We start from the raw sequence: 18,254 nt of genomic DNA, 5'->3' as shown, positions 1-18,254 counted from the left end.
GCACCGGAGCCGCCTACCTTCGGCGTCGATATCGCTTTCGGGTCGAGGAGGTACGGGGATCCGTCACCCGGCCGGCCCTGCGCGTCCTCTCGTCTCCATCTCGTTGATTGCGCTCATGAAACACCGATACGCTTTCCTGTGCCTGGCCGCCCTGCTGGCCGCCCTGTCGCCTTTCGCCTTCGGCCAGAACCAGATCGAGTTGACGCCGGTCAAAGACAACACCCTGTACGAATCCACCTCGGGCGACATCAGCAACGGTAGTGGCCCGCATTTCTACGTGGGGCGCACGAACCGGGGAGACCGGCGCCGGGCGCTCCTGGCTTTCGACGTCGCGGGCAACCTGCCGGCCGAAGCCCGGATCCAGAGCGTCACGCTGGTGCTCCAGCTCTCGAACGAACCGCCCGGTGCCGGACCCAGCGCCGTCTCGCTGCACCGTGTCGAAGCCGACTGGGGCGAGGGCTCTTCCAACGCCGGCAGCCCGGGCGGAACCGGCACGTTCGCCGCCGCGGGGGATGCGACCTGGCTCTACCGCTTCTTCAACACCGACCGGTGGACCAATCCGGGCGGCGACTTCGACGACACCCCCAGCGCCACCACCTCCGTCGACAATCCGGGCACCTATACCTGGACCTCCGAGCGCATGGCCGGCGACGTGCAGGACTGGCTCGAACGACCCGACGAAAACTTCGGCTGGATCCTGATCGGCGACGAGCTCAACAACGGCTCGGCCCGGCGCTTCGACAGCCGCGAAAGCACGACCCCCCCGACCCTGACGATCACCTTTTCAACGGCCACGGCGACGGAAGCGGAAACCGTCCCGGCCGATTTCCGCCTGGAGCAGAACTTCCCGAACCCGTTCCACCGGGCCACGACCATCACGTTCGCGTTGCCGGCCGGCGGCCCCGTACGCCTGCGGGTCTACGACCTGCTCGGGCATGAGATCGCCACACTGGTCGACGGTTTCCGCGCGGCGGGAACCCATACGGTCGACTTCGTGGCGGACGGGTGGCCTGCCGGGCTGTACCTCTACCGGCTCGAAGCCGGCGGCCGCACCCGGACCCGCACGATGGCGCTGCTCAAGTAGCGCGGCCTCACACCGCCGCCAGGGCCTGATCGAGGTCGGCCAGAAGGTCGTCCACCTCCTCGATGCCGACCGACAACCGGATCAGGGCATCGCTGAGACCGGCCCGGAGCCGGTCCTCGCGAGGGATGGAGGCATGCGTCATCGTCGCCGGGTGGTTGATCAGGCTCTCGACCCCCCCGAGGCTCTCGGCCAGGGCAAAGACGTGCGTACCCGAGAGCACCCGTACGGCCTTCTCCAGGGATTCGTCTTTGAGGACAAAGGAAACCATCCCCCCGAAGGCACGCATCTGGCGCCGCGCGAGCGCATGGCCCGGGTCGCCGGGCAGCCCGGGATAATACACCCGCCCTACCTTGGGATGCCCGGCGAGAAATTCGGCCACCCGCCGTGCATTCTCCGCATGGCGCTCCATACGCAGGTGGAGGGTCTTCGTCCCGCGCAGCGTGAGAAAGCAATCCATCGGCCCCGGCACCGCGCCGACCGTCTTGACCAGAAAACGCAGGCGTTCGGCCCAGTCGTCCCGGCTGGTACAGACGGCGCCGCCGATGAGGTCCGAATGGCCGCCGAGGTATTTGGTCGTGGAATGCACGACCAGGTCGGCCCCGAGAGAGAGGGGCTGCTGCAGGTAGGGGGTGGCGAACGTGTTGTCGACGGCCACATCGATGCCGTGCGCGTGGGCCAGTTCGCTCAGGGCGCGGATGTCGAGGATGCGCAGCAGCGGGTTCGTCGGCGTCTCGATCCAGAGCAGCTTCGTCGCCGGCGTCAGGGCCTGTTCGACGGCGTCCAGGTCCGTCATGTCGACGAAGGTGGCGTGGATGCCGAAGGGCTCGAACACCTGCCGGAAGAGGCGGTAGGTGCCCCCGTAGAGGTCTTCGGACGCGACGAGGTGGTCTCCGGGCCGAAGGCAACGCACGACAGCGTCGGTCGCGGCCACCCCCGAAGCGAAGGCGATGCCGTGGCGGGCGCCTTCGAGGGCGGCCAGGTTGCCCTCGAGCGCGGTGCGCGTCGGATTGCTGACCCGGGCATATTCGTAGCCCTGGTGATCCCCCGGCGCCCGCTGCACGTAGGTCGAGGTCTGGTAGATGGGCGGCATGATGGCGCCGGTGGCCGGGTCCGGCGTCTGGCCGGCATGGACGGCTTGGGTGCCGAATCCGTATCGAGGTCTGGATGCTTGCATGGAAAAGGGTTCAGGAACGGTCCAAGGCCGGCCGCTGCGCACCGCTTTCAACCGGAGACGCAAGGCCGCAACGTCCAACGAACGAACCTGCGGACCTGTTCTCCCATCCGGGCCGGCCCCTCGCGTTCTGGACGGCTCCGGTCACCCCCCGGTGCGAAACTCTTCCACAAGGTTCAGGAACGGTCCGAGGCCGGCCGCTGCACACCGGCTTTCAACCGGAGACGCAAGGCCGCAACGTCCAACGAACGAACCCGCGGACCTGTTCTCCCATCCGGGCCGGCCCCTCGCGTTCCGGACGGCTCCGGTCACCCCCCGGTGCGAAACTCTTCCACGAAGTAGCCCCAGCAGTCGGCCGTCTTCTTGGCGACGGCCGGATTGGTTGCCGCGGTCACCTCACACTGCGGCACCCCGTAGGCATCGTCGTCGGTGTCCAGAAAGAGATGGGTGCACTCGTGCACCAGCGTTTGAAACTTGCTGTCGGCGGGTCGCTTGAACGGCCGGTAGAGGGGCGCGGTGTTCCAGTCCAGGTTGAGCCAGATCCTGAAATTGCGGTTCTGTGCGGTCGTCATCGGGTTCTGCCCGCCTACGAAGTCGCGCCAGCCACCGGTGGGGGGAGGTGCCGCCGCAAATTCCCCGGAACAGCGCCGGTTGAGGTTTGAGAAAGAAACGTCGATCGGTTTCGTATTGATCATGCTGGCGAGCATATTGAGGCGGCGGCGCAGTTCGTTCATCCAGGCCGGGCTGTCGTCTCCGAACCACTTTCTGCTTTCGGCCCTGCCGCCTCCCTGCTCGATCGTCCGGGCCGCCTTTCGCAGCGTGTCGATGATCACGGGCTGAAGCTGCCGGACGATTGCCAGATCGGCAGGCCCGAGCCCTGCATTGTTAAAGCCCATCGTGTCCTCCTCGGCCTCGTTGATGGAGAAATCAGGTTAAGCTCGAACGTGACGTATCCGCATCACGTGCCCGCAACGACCCGGCGAGCCGCACACGGCCCTTGGCGTACCGGCGACCGCCGCAGCGTGGCTATGGCTACGATACAGGTTCGTTACATGAAAGACAACCCCTGCCGCCCCGGTTTTCCGGGATCCCGCCGGACAGGCAAAAAAAAGAACCCGGGCCTCGCCGGCGAAGCCCGGGTTCCTCCGGATGGTCTTGCAAGGCGGCTCAGTTGAGGTCGCCGTAGCCGGCACACTCCTGCACCCCTTCGGCCTTGTCCGTCTGATTCGTCTGGACGTAGGACTGGAACAGCACGCGGCAGATCTCCATGGGGTTCTCACCGGCCTCTTCGAACAGCTGCTTGGCCTGTTCGAGCGGTGCGACGGCCATGCTGAAGAGTTCTCGGCGCTCTTCGGTGAGCCGCTCGATCTCGGCCTCTTTGGCCTGCCGCTCGGCCTCCGGCATGTTCGGGTTCGCCCGGATCTCGTCGTCGAGTTCGCTGATTCGCTCGTTGACGTCGACGGCCTTGTTCACATAGGCGGCGCCCAGGTTGTACTGCGCATTGGCATAGGCGGGATCCAGTTCGACGGCCTTCTTCAGGTGCTCGATGGCCTCGTCATACTGCTCCCGTTCGAGCAGAAGCGAGCCGAGGTTGTAATGATACACCTTGTTAGTGGGATCGGCCACGACGGCCTCGCGGTATTTTTCCAGGGCCCGGTCGAGCTGCCCGGCGAGCGTATAGGCATTGAGCAACTGGGCCTGCAGGTCCACATTGTTCGGATGCTCCTGCGTGGCCTTCTCGAGCAACCTCACCGCGTCTTCGGCACGATCGTTCGACAGGTAGAGGCTTGCCAGGAACGAGTAGGTATCCGGCTCGTCTTCGCCTTTCTCGATGGCCATCTCGAACGGCGCGATCGCCTCGGCATCGCGCCCGGCGTTCATCAGGGCGAAGGCCTGGTTCACGTAGGGACCGGTCGAGTCCGGCGCAATGAGCGAGACCGTCTTGAAGTACAGGACCGCATCGTCGAAGGCCGACGAGTCCTCGCGGCCCCGGTTGAAAGCCTGCACGCCCTTCTGGAACTCGTTCACGTAGGCGATCGTGAGGTTGCGCCGGATGTCGCTCTCCAGCTTCGGATCGATCGCGAGCGCCTGGTTATAGGCGGCGACGGCGTCGGCCATCAGCTGCGCGTGCTGTTCGGCGTCCGGCGTCGCAAAAGCCTGCTCCTGCAACACCTGACCCTTTAGGTAGAGCGCCTCGGCGTTCTGCGGGTTCTTCTCCAGCGCGATCGCCAGGTTCTCCAGGGCCCGGTCATAGTCCTTGTTGCGGAGGTCGAGCTTGGCCCCTTCCACGTTGGGATCGCTCGAGCACCCGTTGGCGCCCATGAGCAGCCACCCGCCGATCAGAAGGGCCAAAAAGACAGAAAACCGTTTCATGATGGTATGCCTTCCTGTATGTGGGACGAAGAGGTGTTCTGGTGTGGTAGCGCTTCGGCCGCATGACGCGGCCGGCCACGGTGGGGTTCGACAAAGTAATATTAATGGTGAGTTCATACAAGGTGTTAATCAAGAGTTCTTACAATTCGAAAAGCGCTTTGGTTCTTCGATCTGAACCGGATTCACACCGGTAGCCGGCCCTTTTCGCCCGGCCCGGTTGCTGTCGCTGCAACGCCCTGACGCTGCCACCTCGTGCCCTCCCCCGGCATGTTCGACGCCACCACCGATCCCGCGCTGCGCTCCTTCATCGACGTTGCGCCGGACGCGCCTTTTCCCATTCAGAACCTGCCTTACGGCATCTTCAAACCCCGCCCCCGGGCGGTGCCCCGTGCCGGTGTGGCCATCGGCGACTACGTGCTCGACCTGTCGGTCCTCGAAGAAAAAGGGCTCTTCGACCATCCGGCGATCCGTGCGCAGCGGCCGTTCTCGAGCGGTTCGCTGAACGCGTTTATGGCCCTGGGGCCGGCCGTGTGGGAGGCCGCCCGCCGCCGCATCAGCCACCTCCTCCAGGCCGGCACCGCCACCCTCCGCGACGATGCCGCCCTGTGCGAGCAGGCCCTCTTTCCGCTCCGCGAGGTCGAACTTCTCCTGCCCGCCGAGATCGGAGACTACACGGACTTCTACGCCTCCCGGGAGCACGCCACCAACGTCGGCACGCTGTTTCGTGGCAGGGAGAACGCCCTGATGCCGAACTGGCACCACCTGCCGGTCGCCTACCACGGGCGGGCCAGTTCCATCGTCGTCAGCGGGGTGGAGGTGCGCCGCCCTTGCGGGCAAAGCAAGCCCGACGACGGCCCGCCCCGCTTCGGCCCCACCCGGCAACTCGACTTCGAACTCGAAGTCGGGTTCTTCGTCGGACCCGGCAACCGGCTCGGCGAACCCATCCCCATCCGGCAGGCCGCCGACCATCTCTTTGGCTTCGTCCTCGTCAACGACTGGAGCGCCCGCGACCTGCAGAAGTGGGAATACGTACCGCTGGGACCGTTCCTCGGCAAAAACTTCGCCACGACGATCTCGCCCTGGGTGGTACCCGCCGCCGCCCTGGAGCCGTTCCGCTGCGCCGGGCCGCCGCAGGATCCCCTCCCCCTGCCCTACCTCCGCTCGGACGAAGACCGGGCCTACGACATCCACCTCGAAGTGGCCCTGCAGACCGCAACCATGGCGTCTCCCTACACGGTCTGCCGCACCAACTTCCGCTACCTGTACTGGAACGTCTGCCAGCAACTGGCTCACCACACCGTGAACGGGTGCAACCTCCGCCCCGGCGACCTGCTGGCCTCGGGTACCATCAGCGGCCCGGCGGAAGACAGCTACGGCAGCCTGCTGGAACTGACCCGGGGCGGAACCCGCCCGATCCACCTGCCCGGCGGCGAAACACGCACCTTCCTGGCCGACGGCGACCGTGTCATCCTGACCGGATGGGCCCAGGGCGACGGCTACCGGATCGGCTTCGGCGAAGCGGCCGCCCGCATCGGGCCGGCTCCCTGCACCACCTGACGCACCGTCAGCCCCCGCTGCCTTCCGCCCCCCGTGCCTGCCAGCTTGCCCCGGCAGGCCTTGCCACTATTGCCGAGACCTCGACAGAATTTCTAAGGAAACCCGGAAAAACCTTGACGTTGTGTCCGAAACGGCACGGCGGCATACGGCTTGATGCCTTCTTCGGGTGAAAACGGTCGAAGCACACCACTTCGAACACATGTGAAATACTGCAAACGACCAAGGAGGTGGCACACCATGACGAACCTGACCCGTTTCTCACCCGCACGAGACCTGCGTCTGTTGCAGCGTGAGTTCGATCGCCTGTTCGACTCCTTCCTGAGCCCGGCCCGCTCCGAAGACACCGACGCCCGGGAAGCGGCCCTCTGGACGCCCCGCGTCGACCTGGTGGAGACGGACGATGCCTACCTGATCCATATGGACCTGCCGGGCATGTCGAAGGAAGACCTGAACATCAACTTCCATGACGGCACGCTGACCGTGAGCGGAGAACGCAAGTTCGAAACGCAGGAGAAAGACCGGAACTACGTGCGTGTCGAACGGCAATTCGGCCACTTCTACCGTTCCTTCACCCTGCCGAAGGCCGTAGACGAAGGCAAAATCGGCGCCACGTACAAGGACGGCGTGCTGGAGATCCGCGTGCCCAAGGCCGAGGAAGTCAAGCCGCGCCGCATCGAGGTGAAGTGAGGGCCGGTGAGGCCTCGGAACGGAAAGCCGTCTCTTCCCGGCTCGCTCCGGCGGGCCGGGTTTTTTCTTTGCCGCCGGCCGATCCGCCGGCCCCGTGCGCCGGGGCGTTCAGATGGGGTTCGGTTCGTGCCGGCGAAGCCCTCCGCGCTCCTTTTCCCGGGCTTTCTGCAGGGGGAGGCGAAGCGTGAAGACGCTGCCGACGCCGGGCGTGCTGGTCGCGGAAAGGTCGCCTCCATGGGCGCGCGCGATGGCCCGTGCAATGGGCAGGCCCAGCCCGGTGCCGTCTCCACGGGTGCGGGCGTCGGTGCCACGGTAATAGCGTTCGAAGATGTTGGCGAGCACCTCGGGCGCCATGCCGCTACCGGTATCGCGCACCTCGATACAGACGGCTCCGTCCTCCAGGGTGACGTGGAGCCAGACCGTGCCGCCGGGTGGGGTATGCCGACGGGCGTTGGAGAGGAGGTTGTCCAGCAGGCGGAGCAGGCGCACTCCGTCGCCTTCGAGCACGGGCAGCGCCTCGGGCACGACCAGCTCGAAGGCGATGCCTTCCCGGGCGAAGGCGACGCGGTGACTGCGGGCGGCATCATGGATGAGCTCGCCCAGGGGAATGGGCTCGCGTCGCAACGGCGGCACGGCGCTGTCGAGCAGACTCAGTTCGAACAGATCGGCCACGAGCCGGGCAAGGTAGCGGCCCTGGCGCTCGGCCGTCTCGAGCGTCTCCCGGGCGGCGTCCCGGTGCCCGGTCTCCACGTGACGCTTCGCCTCCTCGACGTAGCCGAGCATGGCGGCCAGCGGCGTGCGCAGGTCATGCCCGACGTTGGCGATGAGCTCGCGCCGGAGCCGGTCGGTAGCCCGCAGGCGTTCGATGCTGGCCTGCACCTGGGCCGCCATGTGGTTGATGGCCGCCGCCAGCCGGCCAAACTCATCCTCGCTCCGGACCTCGAGCCGGGCCGCATAGTCTCCCGCCCCGATCCGTTCGACGCGGCGGGTCATGTGGCGCAGGGGACGCACGAGCCGCCAGGTGAAGAAGGCCCCCAGAATGAGAGCGATCAGCCCCGCCAGGGCCGACACGACCCGCAGAGCCCGTTCGAAGGCCGCCCGCGTGTCGGCGAGCTCGCGGTCGATGGAGCGGGTGAGCGGGTACACGAGCAGCCCGCCCGCCAGATACCCGTCGGCGTTGAACACCGGGGTCAGCGCCCACGTGCCGCCGGACTCGTCCGCCTCCATCTGCACCATCACGTTGCCGGCCTGCAGGCTGTCGGCCAGGCCGTCCGGCAGCGACACGGCCGGCGGCGCGGTGCCGCCGAGGCGGGCCAGCGAGTCGATCCCCGGAAGGAATGCCAGCAGCGGCCGGCCCTCCTGATCGAGCAGGAAGATGGGGTCGGGGAAACGGTAGTGGAGATCCTGCCGGAGCACGAACGGCAGATTGCGCACGCCGTCGTCCAGCGGATAGGCCCGGCGCTCCACCTCCTCGGCCAGATGGTCGAGCCGCAAGCGCAGGCTGTTCTCGGCCAGGTCGAGACTGCGGTCGTAGGCAAAGTAGGCACTCAGCGCCACCGCCATCAGGCCGGTTGCCACCTGCACCCCCACCAGCACACCGGCCACCTTCCAGAACACCGACCGCCCGAACCCGAAGCGCGGCGGGGGGCGACCGGGCCGCCGTAGTTGCCGCCGCCTGCTCATTCTTCTTCCTGCTCCGACTGAAACTTGTACCCGACGCCCCAGACCGTACGCACGAAGCGCGGGTTGCTCGGGTCGCGTTCGATCTTGGCCCGCAGCCGCTGCACATGGGAGTCGACCGTGCGGTCGTACCCCTCGTACTGGATGTCCCAGACCTTGTCGAGCAGTTGCATCCGGGTAAAGGGGCGATCGGGGTGACGTGCCAGGAACAATAGGAGGTCAAACTCCCGCACGGTCAGGTGTACCGGCTCCCCATCGACCCGCACCTCACGACGTACCGGGTCGATGTGCAGTTCGTCGAAGGTCAGGGGGGCTTCCTCGTCCTGGACCTCCATCGGGGCCGTGTGCTCCTCGGTCAGGCGGATGCGGCGCAGGGCCGCACGCACCCGGGCCACGAGCTCCTGGAGGCTGAACGGTTTCGTCACGTAATCGTCCGCCCCCACCTCAAGCCCGACCACCCGGTCCAGTTCATCACTCCGGGCCGTCAGCATGATGATGTAGAGCAGCGGGTGCGCCGCCCGCAGACGGCGGCAGACCTCCAGCCCGTCGAGCTCGGGTAGCATGATGTCCAGCAGGACCAGATCCGGTACCTGCTCTTCCACGCAGGCCAGCGCCGCCGGGCCCGTGGCCGCCGTGACGACCTCGTAACCCGTCTCGCGCAAACGACCGGCTACCAGTTCCCTCAACTCGACGTCATCCTCTACGAACAGAATCTGCGGTGTCGCCATAATTCCCATCATCTCTTTTCCGGCGCCTACACGCCGGGATGGTTGAACCCTCCCGGGCCGGAGGCCGGCCCGGCTTTGACTTGATCGGTATATCAATATAATTCCGGGGCACGACGAGGGCGTACCCGGCCTGCGCAAAAACCCGCCCCCCCTCGCAAAACGGTACATATTGCCTACATTTCCGTAACAACCCCCGCCGTGCTCCCGCCTAAAATGCTTTGTTCGGTCCCTTGTCGTATGCCCGAATGGTTCGGTCCCTCCTTCATACCCTGGTCCTGGTGCTGGCCTTAAACGCCGTTTCCTCTCGGATTCTTTCCCTCCGGGCGCAGCCCCCGCCCCTGGCCGTCGAATTGCTTCGATCTTGGCGGACCGGGCAGCAGCAACGGGCGCTGCACATGCCCGGCCTCATCTTCCGGGAACATGCCATACGTCGCAGCAGCAGCCCGGCGGGCATGCAGCAACTGACCGTCGAAGCGGTGGTGCACGGGACACCCGATACGGAAACCTGGACGCGGGAGATCCTCTCCGTGCAGTCTGAGAGCCCGCGCAGACCGGCGTGGCCGGCCGACAGTACCGGCCTCGCCTGGGACCTGCCCGGCCACCCGGAGATCGCCCATCTGACCGGGCTGCTCACCCTGCCGGCCTCGCTGCTCGACCGGCTCGATGTGACCGGCGAAGCCACCCCGGACACCATCGACGGCCTCGCCTGCTGGCGTTTCGACGCGGTGCCGGCCCGTTCCGCAGATCCCGTCCGCCGCGTCACCTTCTGGTTCACCCGGGCCGAGAACCGGCTGGCCAGAACCCGGCTGCTGTTGCAGCACTACGAGCAACGCAACGACCGGCCGCTGCGGCTCACCCTGGAAGCCGTGCACCACTACGAACGCTTTCAGGGACTCGACCTGCCCGTATGGCGCCGCTTCGAAGGCACCCGGCAGCACTTTCGCCGCGGCCGCCTTTTCACCGACGTCGTCATGCTCGAAGCCCGCTACAGCGACTTTCACCTCGCCGGGCGGTGACGGAACCCGAGCCGCGATCGGGCGCTTAAGCGGCTGGATGCAGTCTGTCGCCTTCGACGAACATATCGCCCGATTGCGTGCCCGCCTCGCCGGCCCGCTGCCCGGCACGGCGGCGCAGCTCACGATGGCTCCCCGCCATCGCCAGGATCCCCGGCTGGCCGACGTCCGGGGCAAACGCTGCCGCGAGGCCGGCGTGCTGGTCCTCCTTTTCCCGCTCGAGGTACCCGGCACCGGACGTGACACGCCGGCCGTGTTGCTGACCGTGCGCCGTAGCCACCTCAACCACCACGCCGGCCAGGTCTCCTTCCCCGGGGGGCGCCGCGAACCCGGCGAGACGCTGCGTGAGACCGCCCTCCGCGAAACCCACGAAGAGGTGGGCCTGCCCCCGGACGCCGTCGACGTGCTCGGCCCCCTTACCCCGCTCTACATTCCCCCCTCCCGTTTCTGCGTCCATCCGTTCGTGGGTATCACCCGCCACCGGCCCGCCCTGCGCCCGCACGACGCCGAGGTGGCCGACGTGCTCGCCGTGCCCCTGGCCCACCTGCTCGACCCCGCCACACGCCGGCGGGCCCCCCGGCTCCTGCACGGGCAGGCCGTGGAGGTACCTTTCTTCGCGGTGAACGGCTACGAGGTGTGGGGCGCCACGGCCATGATGCTCGCCGAACTGCTGGCCCTGTTCGCCCCCCTGCCGGATCCCGCCCGGGCCCCTACGAGCCGGGGCGGGCAATGAACAGGTCGAACGTGACGCGGGCAAAGCTGCCGAAGATGCCACGCCCCCCCTCCACGTGTTCGATCACGTTCGGGATCTCCCCCGGGGCGAGCGTCGAGCCCCCCTGCTGCACACCCTGCGAGCGGAGAAAGTCGTACAGGTTGTCGTCGAGGGCGCTGGCCCGGATGCGGTTCGGGCCGTAGAAGGCCACCGCCAGCCAGGGCAGGCGTATCATCACGGTCCCGTCCGGATTGACGTCGAAGCTGCTCTCGTTAATGATCGGCGACTCGACGACGGTAACGTCCCGGAGTTCCTTTTCCAGCTCATCCGGGTCCAGGTTGTCCGGATCGACGAAGTCCCGGTAGAGCGGAGTGAGTTGTTCGACGCGGGGATCGAGGGCCTCGACGGAGAGGACGTAGTAGCTCTGCCGCCCCGGATAACGACTCGGCGTCACGGCCACCTCGAACCGCTCGGTGCCCTGATAGACCACCGTGTCCCGGCCCGCGGCGGCCACCTCGAAGTCGCCCGGCACCAGCGTCTCGGCCGTCACCCGGTCGCCCGTCTCCGGGACGACGACCTCCAGCCGGTACCGCCGCAGCGGCCGGACGAAGTGCGTCTCCTCGGGCACGTAAACGCCCGCCTCGCCCGGAAGGTCGCGGTAGGGGAACGTGTGTTCCACGTTTCCGGCCTCATCCAGCAGGTGCACGTTCACCGTCGCCCCGGCCACGGCCTGCGCGGCGAAGTCGTACGGCGTGTTGAGGGGGGCCGTCCGGCTCACCAGCACGGGTTGCAGGGCCTGCCCCGCCACCTGGTATGACTCGACGACCACTTCGGGCCGGTACACCGGTGCCTCCATCGTATCACACGCCCCGAGCAGTACCGGCAACAGGCCGGCCATCAGCATCGTGCTTGCTTTCCGCGTCATGGCAAGTCGATCGTTCAAAACCGCAACGTGAACGAGAGGTTGGGCAACGGCACCGGAATCTGGGGCACCTCTTCCCGCTCGATGGTGTCGTCCTCCACCTCGAAAAAATAGAACCAGACGTTCCGGCGGTTGTAGGCGTTGAGGAGCTGGAGTTGCAATTCGTAGTCCGCAAAGCCGAAGAAGCGCCCGCGCTTGCTGGCTCCGACGTCGAGCCGGTGGTAGGCCGGCAGGCGGGCCTGGTTGAACTCGCTCACGAACACGTTCCGCACCTGCGAGCCGAAGACGTTGGAGTTGAGTTGATACCAGGCCCCGGGCTCGGTATAGGCCTGGCCCGTGGCGTAGTTGAAGACCCCCGTCAGGCGCCACGAGCGCGTCAGGTCGAAGTTCAGCACCACGTTGAGCTCGTGCGTGCGGTCGTACTTCGGCGGGAAGAACGAGGCCCCGTTCAGGTTGGGGAAGCGCCGGCGCGTGACGCCGTAGGTGTAGCCGAGGAATCCGTTGAGGCGTCCTTCCGGCTTCTCCAGAAAGAGCTCGGCGCCATAGGCAAAGCCGTCGCCGAATTGAAACAGGTCGGCATAGTCGAGGCCGGAGGGGTCGGGCAGGAACGGATCCAGTTCGAAGAGGGCCTCCATGTTGCGGTAGTAGAGTTCGACGTCGAGGTTGACCCCGCCGGAGAGGCGCGTCTTCACCCCGGCGACGAACTGGTCTCCCCAGGCGGGCGGCACGCCCTCGCCCGTCGTCAGCCAGGTGTCGAAGCCGGTGAAGAGCTGGCTCGTGATGAGGGTGAGGAACTGGTAGTAGCGCCCGTAGCCGGCCTGCAGGCGCACGGTCTCGACCGGGCGGTGCTCTATGGAGAAGCGCGGCTCCAGCCGGAGATACGCCCCTTCGCCGAAGTAGCTGGCCCGCAGCCCCCCCTGCAACGTCCACGCGGGCGAGGGACGGTAGGTCTCCTGCAGGTAAAAGGCTCCGTAGAGCGTGCGCGTGCGCTCGTTGAGGGTCACCTCGCCGTCGAACGCGTTCCGGAGGCGGAAGGTGAGCAGCCCGGTCCAGAAGCCTCCCTCCAGCGCATGGCGTTCGTTCGGGACGTACTCGAGGTCCCCTTTGGCCGAGACGTCGTGCACCGTGTTCACCCGCTCGATGGGCGTGCCGGCGATGTCGAACGTCGGCTCGCTGAAGTACCGGGAAGCGGTGAAGGTGAAGTTGGAGAAGAGGCGCGGCGAGAAGAGGTGCGTCCAGTTGGCGCTGGCGGTGCGGTTGCCATAGAGGAGGCGGATCCGGGCGTCATCGAGGAAGGGCAGGCGGAGCGCATCCTGCCCGGCGTAGAAGGCCAGCGAGAGCCGGTCGTTCGGGCCGGCGTCGAAGTTGAGCTTGCCGTTGACGTCGATGAAGTAGAACGCCTCGGGAATCCCCTCGACCTCCTGCTCGCGGAGGACGGCCAGCAGGGGTTCGAGCGTGGAGCGGCGCACGGCCAGCATCCACGAGCCCCGCCGGTAGGGCCCTTCGACGAGCGCCCGCGAGGCCAGCAGGCCCAGGCTGGCGCTGCCGCGCGTCTCACGGCGGTTGCCGTCCTTGTTGTAGATGTCCACCACCGAGCCGAGGCGGCCGCCGTACTCGGCCGGGTAGCCGCCCTTGTAGAGGCGCACGTCCTTGATGGCATCCGGGTTGAAGGTGGAAAAAAAGCCGAAGAAGTGCGTGGGGTTGTAGACTGTAGTGCGGTCGAGGAGGATGAGCGTCTGGTCCGGGCTGCCGCCGCGGATGTAGAGGCCGCTCGAATAGTCCGAGGCCGCCTTGACCCCGGGCAGGAGCTGGAGCGAGCGGAAGACGTCCGGCTCGAGCACGGCCGGGAGTTGCTTGATGACGTCGGTTTTGAGCCGGGCCGCCCCGACACGCCGGACCTCCTCCTCGTCGAGGCGCTCGGCCGTCACCTCGATCTCCGAGAAACGGACCCCGTCCGGCAGCAGCGCGATGTCCAGCCGGCGCACCTCGCCCGGCGCGAGCGTGATCTCGGCCCGGTACGTCTCGTAGCCGATGTAGGACGCCACGACCGTATAGGTGCCGGGCGGCAGGTTCGGCAGCGTGTAGTAGCCGGCGTTGTTGGTGGCCGCCCCGTACGGCGTGCCCGCCAGCACGACGTTGGCCAGGATCAACGTCTCCTCGGTCGCGGCGTCCTTGACGAAACCGTTCAGGGAAGCCTCCTGCGCCCGTGCCGTCACGCCGCAGAGCAACAAACAGAGCAAGCCCCCGATCCTCGTGTACATGGTGCTCCCGATAACCCGCCTTCGAAACCTGCCTGCCTGACACGCACCTCCGCGTACCAGGTTGCACGGGGACGGCGCCTTGCCCCGGCAAAACCGTCCGGCTTAACAGACGCCTTCACCCGGCGCAAAGTAACACGGGCGGCTACCGGTCTGCCTCGAGCAGGAAGCGGGCGCGGTCCGGGTAGTCGGTGATGAGGCCGTCGACGCCGAGGGCTTTGAGGCGGCGCATGGCCTCGACGTCGTTGACCGTCCACGGGATGAGTTGCATGCCGCGGGCATGGACGGCCTCGACCAGGGCCTCGTCGACCAGGCGGAAGTCGGGGCTGTAAATGTCCGGTGTGAAGCCGAGGCGTGCCAGGTTGGCCGCCAGCCCCGGATCACCCCGGGCTTCCACGAGCAGAGCCAGGCGCAGCGGCAAACCCGCCGCCCGGGCATACTGGAGCGTCCGCACGTCGAACGATTGCAGGATGGTGCGGTCCGCGATGCCGGCCTCCTTCACCACCTCGTACAGCAAACGGGTGAAGACGTCCGGCGGCGGATGGAAGTGGCCGTCGCCCTCCGGCGTCGACTTCGTCTCGATGTTGTACTGTACCGGCGGCAGACCATGTGCCTGCGTGTAGGCTTCGGCCGCGGCGATCACCTCCCGCAGCAACGGCTTGGCCGCCTTCATCCGCCGTTGCTCCGGAAAGTTCGGGTGGCCGCGGCTGCCGCAATCGAAGCGGGCGACCTCCGCATACGGCATCGCATAGATGCGGTAGGAGCGTTCCCCGGACAGCGGCACCGGCTCGCCCGAGGGCAGCGAGCAGATGAGGCCGGAAAACCAGGGCTCGTGCGAGACGACCACCTGCGAATCCGCCGAGATGACCACATCCATCTCCAGCGTCGTCACGCCCAGCTCGAGGGCCTTGAGAAAGGCCGGGATCGTATTCTCCGGCATCAACCCACGCGCCCCCCGGTGCCCCTGTACATCGAAGGCAGGCGACGCAACCGGCGAGATCAAGGACATGAGCGACGGAAGGCAGAAAGGCGGCAGCAGGCTCAGCAGCACCACGAAACCGGCAACAGGGCGAGCACCGCCGGGGAAATCGAACATCGGTGGCTTAAACACACTCGAGAACAGACGATAGCAAAGGCATCCGTGGAGCCTGTTCCCGAAAGATAGCAAGCTGTCTCCGAAGGTGCACCCCCCTGCACGCACCCCCACGCCTTTGTTGGCTTCAGCCCCCGCAAAGCCCGGGAGGCCGCCCGTCTGAATGGGAAAAAATCCCACGGAAAAAGGGGAAGTTTTCCCCGTCCGGGGTTTCTCGTTTCGAGATACCTTTCACAGAATATTCCGGCCCGTCCCTGACGCGCAGTATGCCCTCCGTCGAATCGCATAGCGTTCCCTCCCCCTCCGCCGTACCGACAGCCGGCCTCCGGCACGTCCTCTACGTCGCCGACTCGAAGTGCGACCGGGAGCGGATTCGCCACCTTCTGGAAGTCGAACACGGCGGGTTCCGCGTCACCGAGGCGACGGCCGTGGCGGAACTCGAGCAGCGCCTGAAGGAGCAGGCCTACGACCTGGTCCTCACGGACCTCAACCTCCTGAAGCGCGCGGGGTTGCAGGTGCTGGACGCGGTGCGGTCCTGCGATCCCGAGCTGCCGGTCGTGCTCGTGACGGAGGCGGATTCCGAAGACATAGCCGCCGAGGCGATGAAACGCGGAGGGACCGACTACGTGCTCAAGACACCGCAGCACCTGCAGCGGCTCCCGTACACCATCCGGGCGATCATGGAGCGGCAAAGGCTGCACCGCGAGCGCGAACAGGCCGAAGCCCGGCTGAAAGCGCGCATCCGGCAGCAGGCCGTCGTCGTCGAGCTCGGGCAGCGGGCCCTGGCCGGCACCGCCCTGGATACCCTGCTGCAGGAAACCACGGTGCTGGTGGCTCAGACCCTCGGCCTCGAGCTGTGCCACGTCCTCGAATTCCGGCACGGCGGCAAGGCTCTGTTCCTGCGGGCCGGGGTGGGCTGGGCGCCCGGGCTGGTCGGGCATACGACCGTGCGCCTCTCGGCCGGGGCCGAGGCCTGCTTCCCCCTGGCTTCGACCGAGCCGGTCTTCATCGAGCACCTGCCTTCCCTACCCGCTTCCGGCATCCCGCCCCTGCTTCGACAGCACGACGTCGTCAGCGGCATGAACGTGCTGATCCCGGCCGCAACCGAGCCGTATGGCATCCTGGGCGTCTACAGCCGGGAACCGGGTTCCTTCAGCCGGGACGACCTCCACTTCCTCCAGGCCGTCGCCAACGTGCTGACGACGGCCATCGACCGGAAACGGGCCGAGGAACGCCTCCGCACGAGCGAGGAGCGCTACCGCACCCTGGTCGAAAGCGCCCGCGACGTCATCTACACCGTCTCGAAGGAGGGCCGCATCACCTCCCTCAACCCGGCCTTCGAAACCTACACCGGCTTCCCGGTCGAAGCCTGGATCGACCGGCTGTTCTTCGAGCTCGTCCACCCCGACGACCTCCCCCTGGCCCGTGAGGCCTTCGAACGCATCCTGCACGGCGAACGACCGGCCCCGTACGAACTGCGCATCCGAACGCGATCCGGCAGCTATCTGGTGGCCGAACTGACCACCCAGCCCGACCTGCAGAACGGTCGCCTCGTGGGCTCTTTCGGCATCGCCCGCGACGTCAGCGACCGGAAACGGTTCGAGGCGGAACTGATTGCCGCCAAGGAGAAAGCCGAGGAGATGAACCGGCTCAAGACGGCCTTCCTGACCAACATGAGCCATGAGATCCGGACGCCGCTCACCGCCATCATCGGCTTCTCCTCCATCCTGGCCGCCGAAGTGGACGAGGCCCACCAGGAGTTCGTGCACCTGATCGAACAGAGCGGCCAGCGTCTGCTCCACACGCTCAACGCCGTGCTCGACCTGGCCATGCTGGAATCGGGCACCCTCAAGCTCGACCTGCGCCCCCTCAACGTGATCGAAGAGGTGGCGGAGGTCCTCACGGCCCACGAACCCGCCGCCCGCCGCAAAGGTCTCCGCCTCACCCTCCAGGCCGATACCGGCGAACTCATCGCCGAACTCGACCGGGCCTGCCTCGGTCGCATCCTGAACAACCTGATCGACAACGCCGTCAAATTCACCGAGCAGGGCGAAGTGATCGTCGGCCTCGACGCCCGCGAGGGCCGGCTGGAGATCCGCATCCAGGACACCGGCATCGGCATCCATCCCTCCTTCATCCCCCATCTCTTCGAAGCCTTCAAACAGGAAAACATGGGTATCGACCGGCCTTTCGAGGGTACGGGCCTGGGCCTGGCCATCACCCAGAAACTGGTGACCCTGCTGCAGGGCGAAATCCGCGTGGAAAGCACCAAAGGCAAGGGCAGCACCTTCGTCGTCTCGTTCCCGACCGCCACCCCTGCCCCGCAGCCCGGCGAGGCCGTCCCGCCCGAACCGGCCCCGGACCGGCAGGCGAGCGTGCTCGCCATCGAAGACAACCCGGACATGCACGTGCTCATCCGGCGCTTCCTGGGGCCGCAGTATGACGTGGTCACCGCCGAAGACGAGGAGCGCGCGCTGGCCCGCGCCCGCGAGCGCGTCTTCGACATCGTGCTGATGGACATCAACCTGGGGCGTGCCCGCACGGGCGTCGAGGTGCTGCAGGAGTTGCGCCGGGTGCCGGGCTACACCGACGTGCCCGTCATCGCCGTGACGGCCTATGCCCTCCCCGGCGACCGCGAACACTTCCTCCGCTCCGGCTTCGACGGCTACCTGAGCAAACCCTTCAACAAGCGCGTCCTGGAAGAAACCATCCTCCAGGTGCTGGCCGCCTGAGCGCCCGTCCGGGGCGGTCGCCGAACGTTGCGCCCCGGCGCGGCCTCACCCTCCGGCCCGGCGGTCCGTCTCAACTTTTGTTGAATTGCGCCGTGGCGCCGGAGAATCCGCCGGAAGCGCTTCGGGCCCGCTGCATGATGGCCGGCCGTTTCCGTATATTTGAAGCCCCGTGCCTGACCGGTTTCGCGGACACCGGCGCCTCACCGGGCCGGGCGAGACCTCGAAACGGCGGCGCTCCCCGAAC

14 protein-coding genes are annotated in these 18,254 nt (G+C 66.9%); 6 read left to right on the top strand and 8 right to left on the bottom strand.

The window, feature by feature from the left end; genetic code table 11:
- Positions 1-115: 115 nt before the first annotated feature.
- The gene (locus tag GQ464_RS12600; RefSeq protein ID WP_166977275.1) at positions 116-1,084 is read left to right on the top strand and encodes a DNRLRE domain-containing protein; all 969 of its coding nucleotides are present in this window, start codon (positions 116-118) and stop codon (positions 1,082-1,084) included.
- Positions 1,085-1,091: 7 nt separating this feature from the next.
- Here the strand turns inward: GQ464_RS12600 and GQ464_RS12595 are convergent, their stop codons facing one another.
- The 3 genes from GQ464_RS12595 to GQ464_RS12585 all read right to left on the bottom strand — a co-directional run bounded on the left by GQ464_RS12595 (position 1,092) and on the right by GQ464_RS12585 (position 4,628).
- On the bottom strand, positions 1,092-2,258 hold the full coding sequence (locus GQ464_RS12595; protein ID WP_166977277.1) for a cystathionine gamma-synthase: 1,167 nt from the start codon (positions 2,256-2,258) through the stop codon (positions 1,092-1,094).
- 305 nt (positions 2,259-2,563) lie between these two features.
- Positions 2,564-3,088 carry a M35 family metallo-endopeptidase gene (locus GQ464_RS12590; RefSeq protein WP_166977279.1) on the bottom strand — a complete coding sequence of 175 codons (525 nt, stop codon included), beginning with the start codon at positions 3,086-3,088 and terminating at the stop codon, positions 2,564-2,566.
- 334 nt (positions 3,089-3,422) lie between these two features.
- The gene (locus GQ464_RS12585) at positions 3,423-4,628 is read right to left on the bottom strand and encodes a tetratricopeptide repeat protein (protein WP_166977281.1); all 1,206 of its coding nucleotides are present in this window, start codon (positions 4,626-4,628) and stop codon (positions 3,423-3,425) included.
- Positions 4,629-4,895: 267 nt separating this feature from the next.
- On the opposite strand from GQ464_RS12585, the gene fahA reads away from it, so the two are divergent.
- On the top strand, positions 4,896-6,185 hold the full coding sequence (gene fahA, locus GQ464_RS12580; RefSeq protein ID WP_166977283.1) for a fumarylacetoacetase: 1,290 nt from the start codon (positions 4,896-4,898) through the stop codon (positions 6,183-6,185).
- Between the two features lie 237 nt (positions 6,186-6,422).
- Entirely contained in the window at positions 6,423-6,872 is a 450-nt protein-coding gene (locus tag GQ464_RS12575; RefSeq protein WP_166977285.1) for an Hsp20/alpha crystallin family protein, read from the top strand.
- A 108-nt stretch (positions 6,873-6,980) separates the two neighbouring features.
- Here GQ464_RS12575 and GQ464_RS12570 read toward each other — a convergent pair whose 3' ends face one another.
- Both GQ464_RS12570 and GQ464_RS12565 read right to left on the bottom strand, forming a co-directional pair.
- Positions 6,981-8,555, bottom strand: coding sequence for a sensor histidine kinase (locus GQ464_RS12570; protein ID WP_166977287.1), 1,575 nt, complete (start codon positions 8,553-8,555; stop codon positions 6,981-6,983).
- Entirely contained in the window at positions 8,552-9,280 is a 729-nt protein-coding gene (locus GQ464_RS12565; RefSeq protein WP_166977289.1) for a response regulator transcription factor, read from the bottom strand. The genes GQ464_RS12570 and GQ464_RS12565 overlap by 4 nt, the downstream gene beginning before the upstream one ends.
- Before the next feature lie 245 nt (positions 9,281-9,525).
- Here GQ464_RS12565 and GQ464_RS12560 point away from each other — a divergent pair, with 245 nt between their 5' ends.
- Positions 9,526-10,296 (top strand): hypothetical protein, encoded by a 771-nt coding sequence (locus GQ464_RS12560; RefSeq protein WP_228350259.1) that lies wholly within the window; start codon positions 9,526-9,528, stop codon positions 10,294-10,296.
- Between the two features lie 37 nt (positions 10,297-10,333).
- Entirely contained in the window at positions 10,334-11,026 is a 693-nt protein-coding gene (locus tag GQ464_RS12555) for an NUDIX hydrolase (protein ID WP_166977293.1), read from the top strand.
- Here GQ464_RS12555 and GQ464_RS12550 read toward each other — a convergent pair.
- The 3 genes from GQ464_RS12550 to GQ464_RS12540 form a co-directional block, all read right to left on the bottom strand.
- Positions 11,004-11,930 (bottom strand): DUF4249 family protein, encoded by a 927-nt coding sequence (locus tag GQ464_RS12550; RefSeq protein WP_166977295.1) that lies wholly within the window; start codon positions 11,928-11,930, stop codon positions 11,004-11,006. The two genes, GQ464_RS12555 and GQ464_RS12550, sit on opposite strands and share 23 nt — an antisense overlap.
- A 14-nt stretch (positions 11,931-11,944) precedes the next feature.
- The gene (locus tag GQ464_RS12545) at positions 11,945-14,188 is read right to left on the bottom strand and encodes a TonB-dependent receptor (RefSeq protein WP_166977297.1); all 2,244 of its coding nucleotides are present in this window, start codon (positions 14,186-14,188) and stop codon (positions 11,945-11,947) included.
- A gap of 142 nt (positions 14,189-14,330) precedes the next feature.
- Positions 14,331-15,194: a glycerophosphodiester phosphodiesterase gene (locus tag GQ464_RS12540; protein WP_166977299.1), complete on the bottom strand. Its 864-nt coding sequence runs from the start codon at positions 15,192-15,194 to the stop codon at positions 14,331-14,333.
- Positions 15,195-15,544: 350 nt separating this feature from the next.
- Here GQ464_RS12540 and GQ464_RS12535 point away from each other — a divergent pair, with 350 nt between their 5' ends.
- Positions 15,545-18,010 (top strand): response regulator, encoded by a 2,466-nt coding sequence (locus GQ464_RS12535; RefSeq protein ID WP_166977301.1) that lies wholly within the window; start codon positions 15,545-15,547, stop codon positions 18,008-18,010.
- Positions 18,011-18,254 lie beyond the last annotated feature (244 nt).

It is taken from the genome of Rhodocaloribacter litoris, from assembly GCF_011682235.2.
GTDB lineage: Bacteria > Bacteroidota > Rhodothermia > Rhodothermales > ISCAR-4553 > Rhodocaloribacter > Rhodocaloribacter litoris.
The sequence above is the reverse complement of the archived record's forward strand: the minus strand, read 5'-3'. Positions and strand labels throughout refer to the sequence as shown.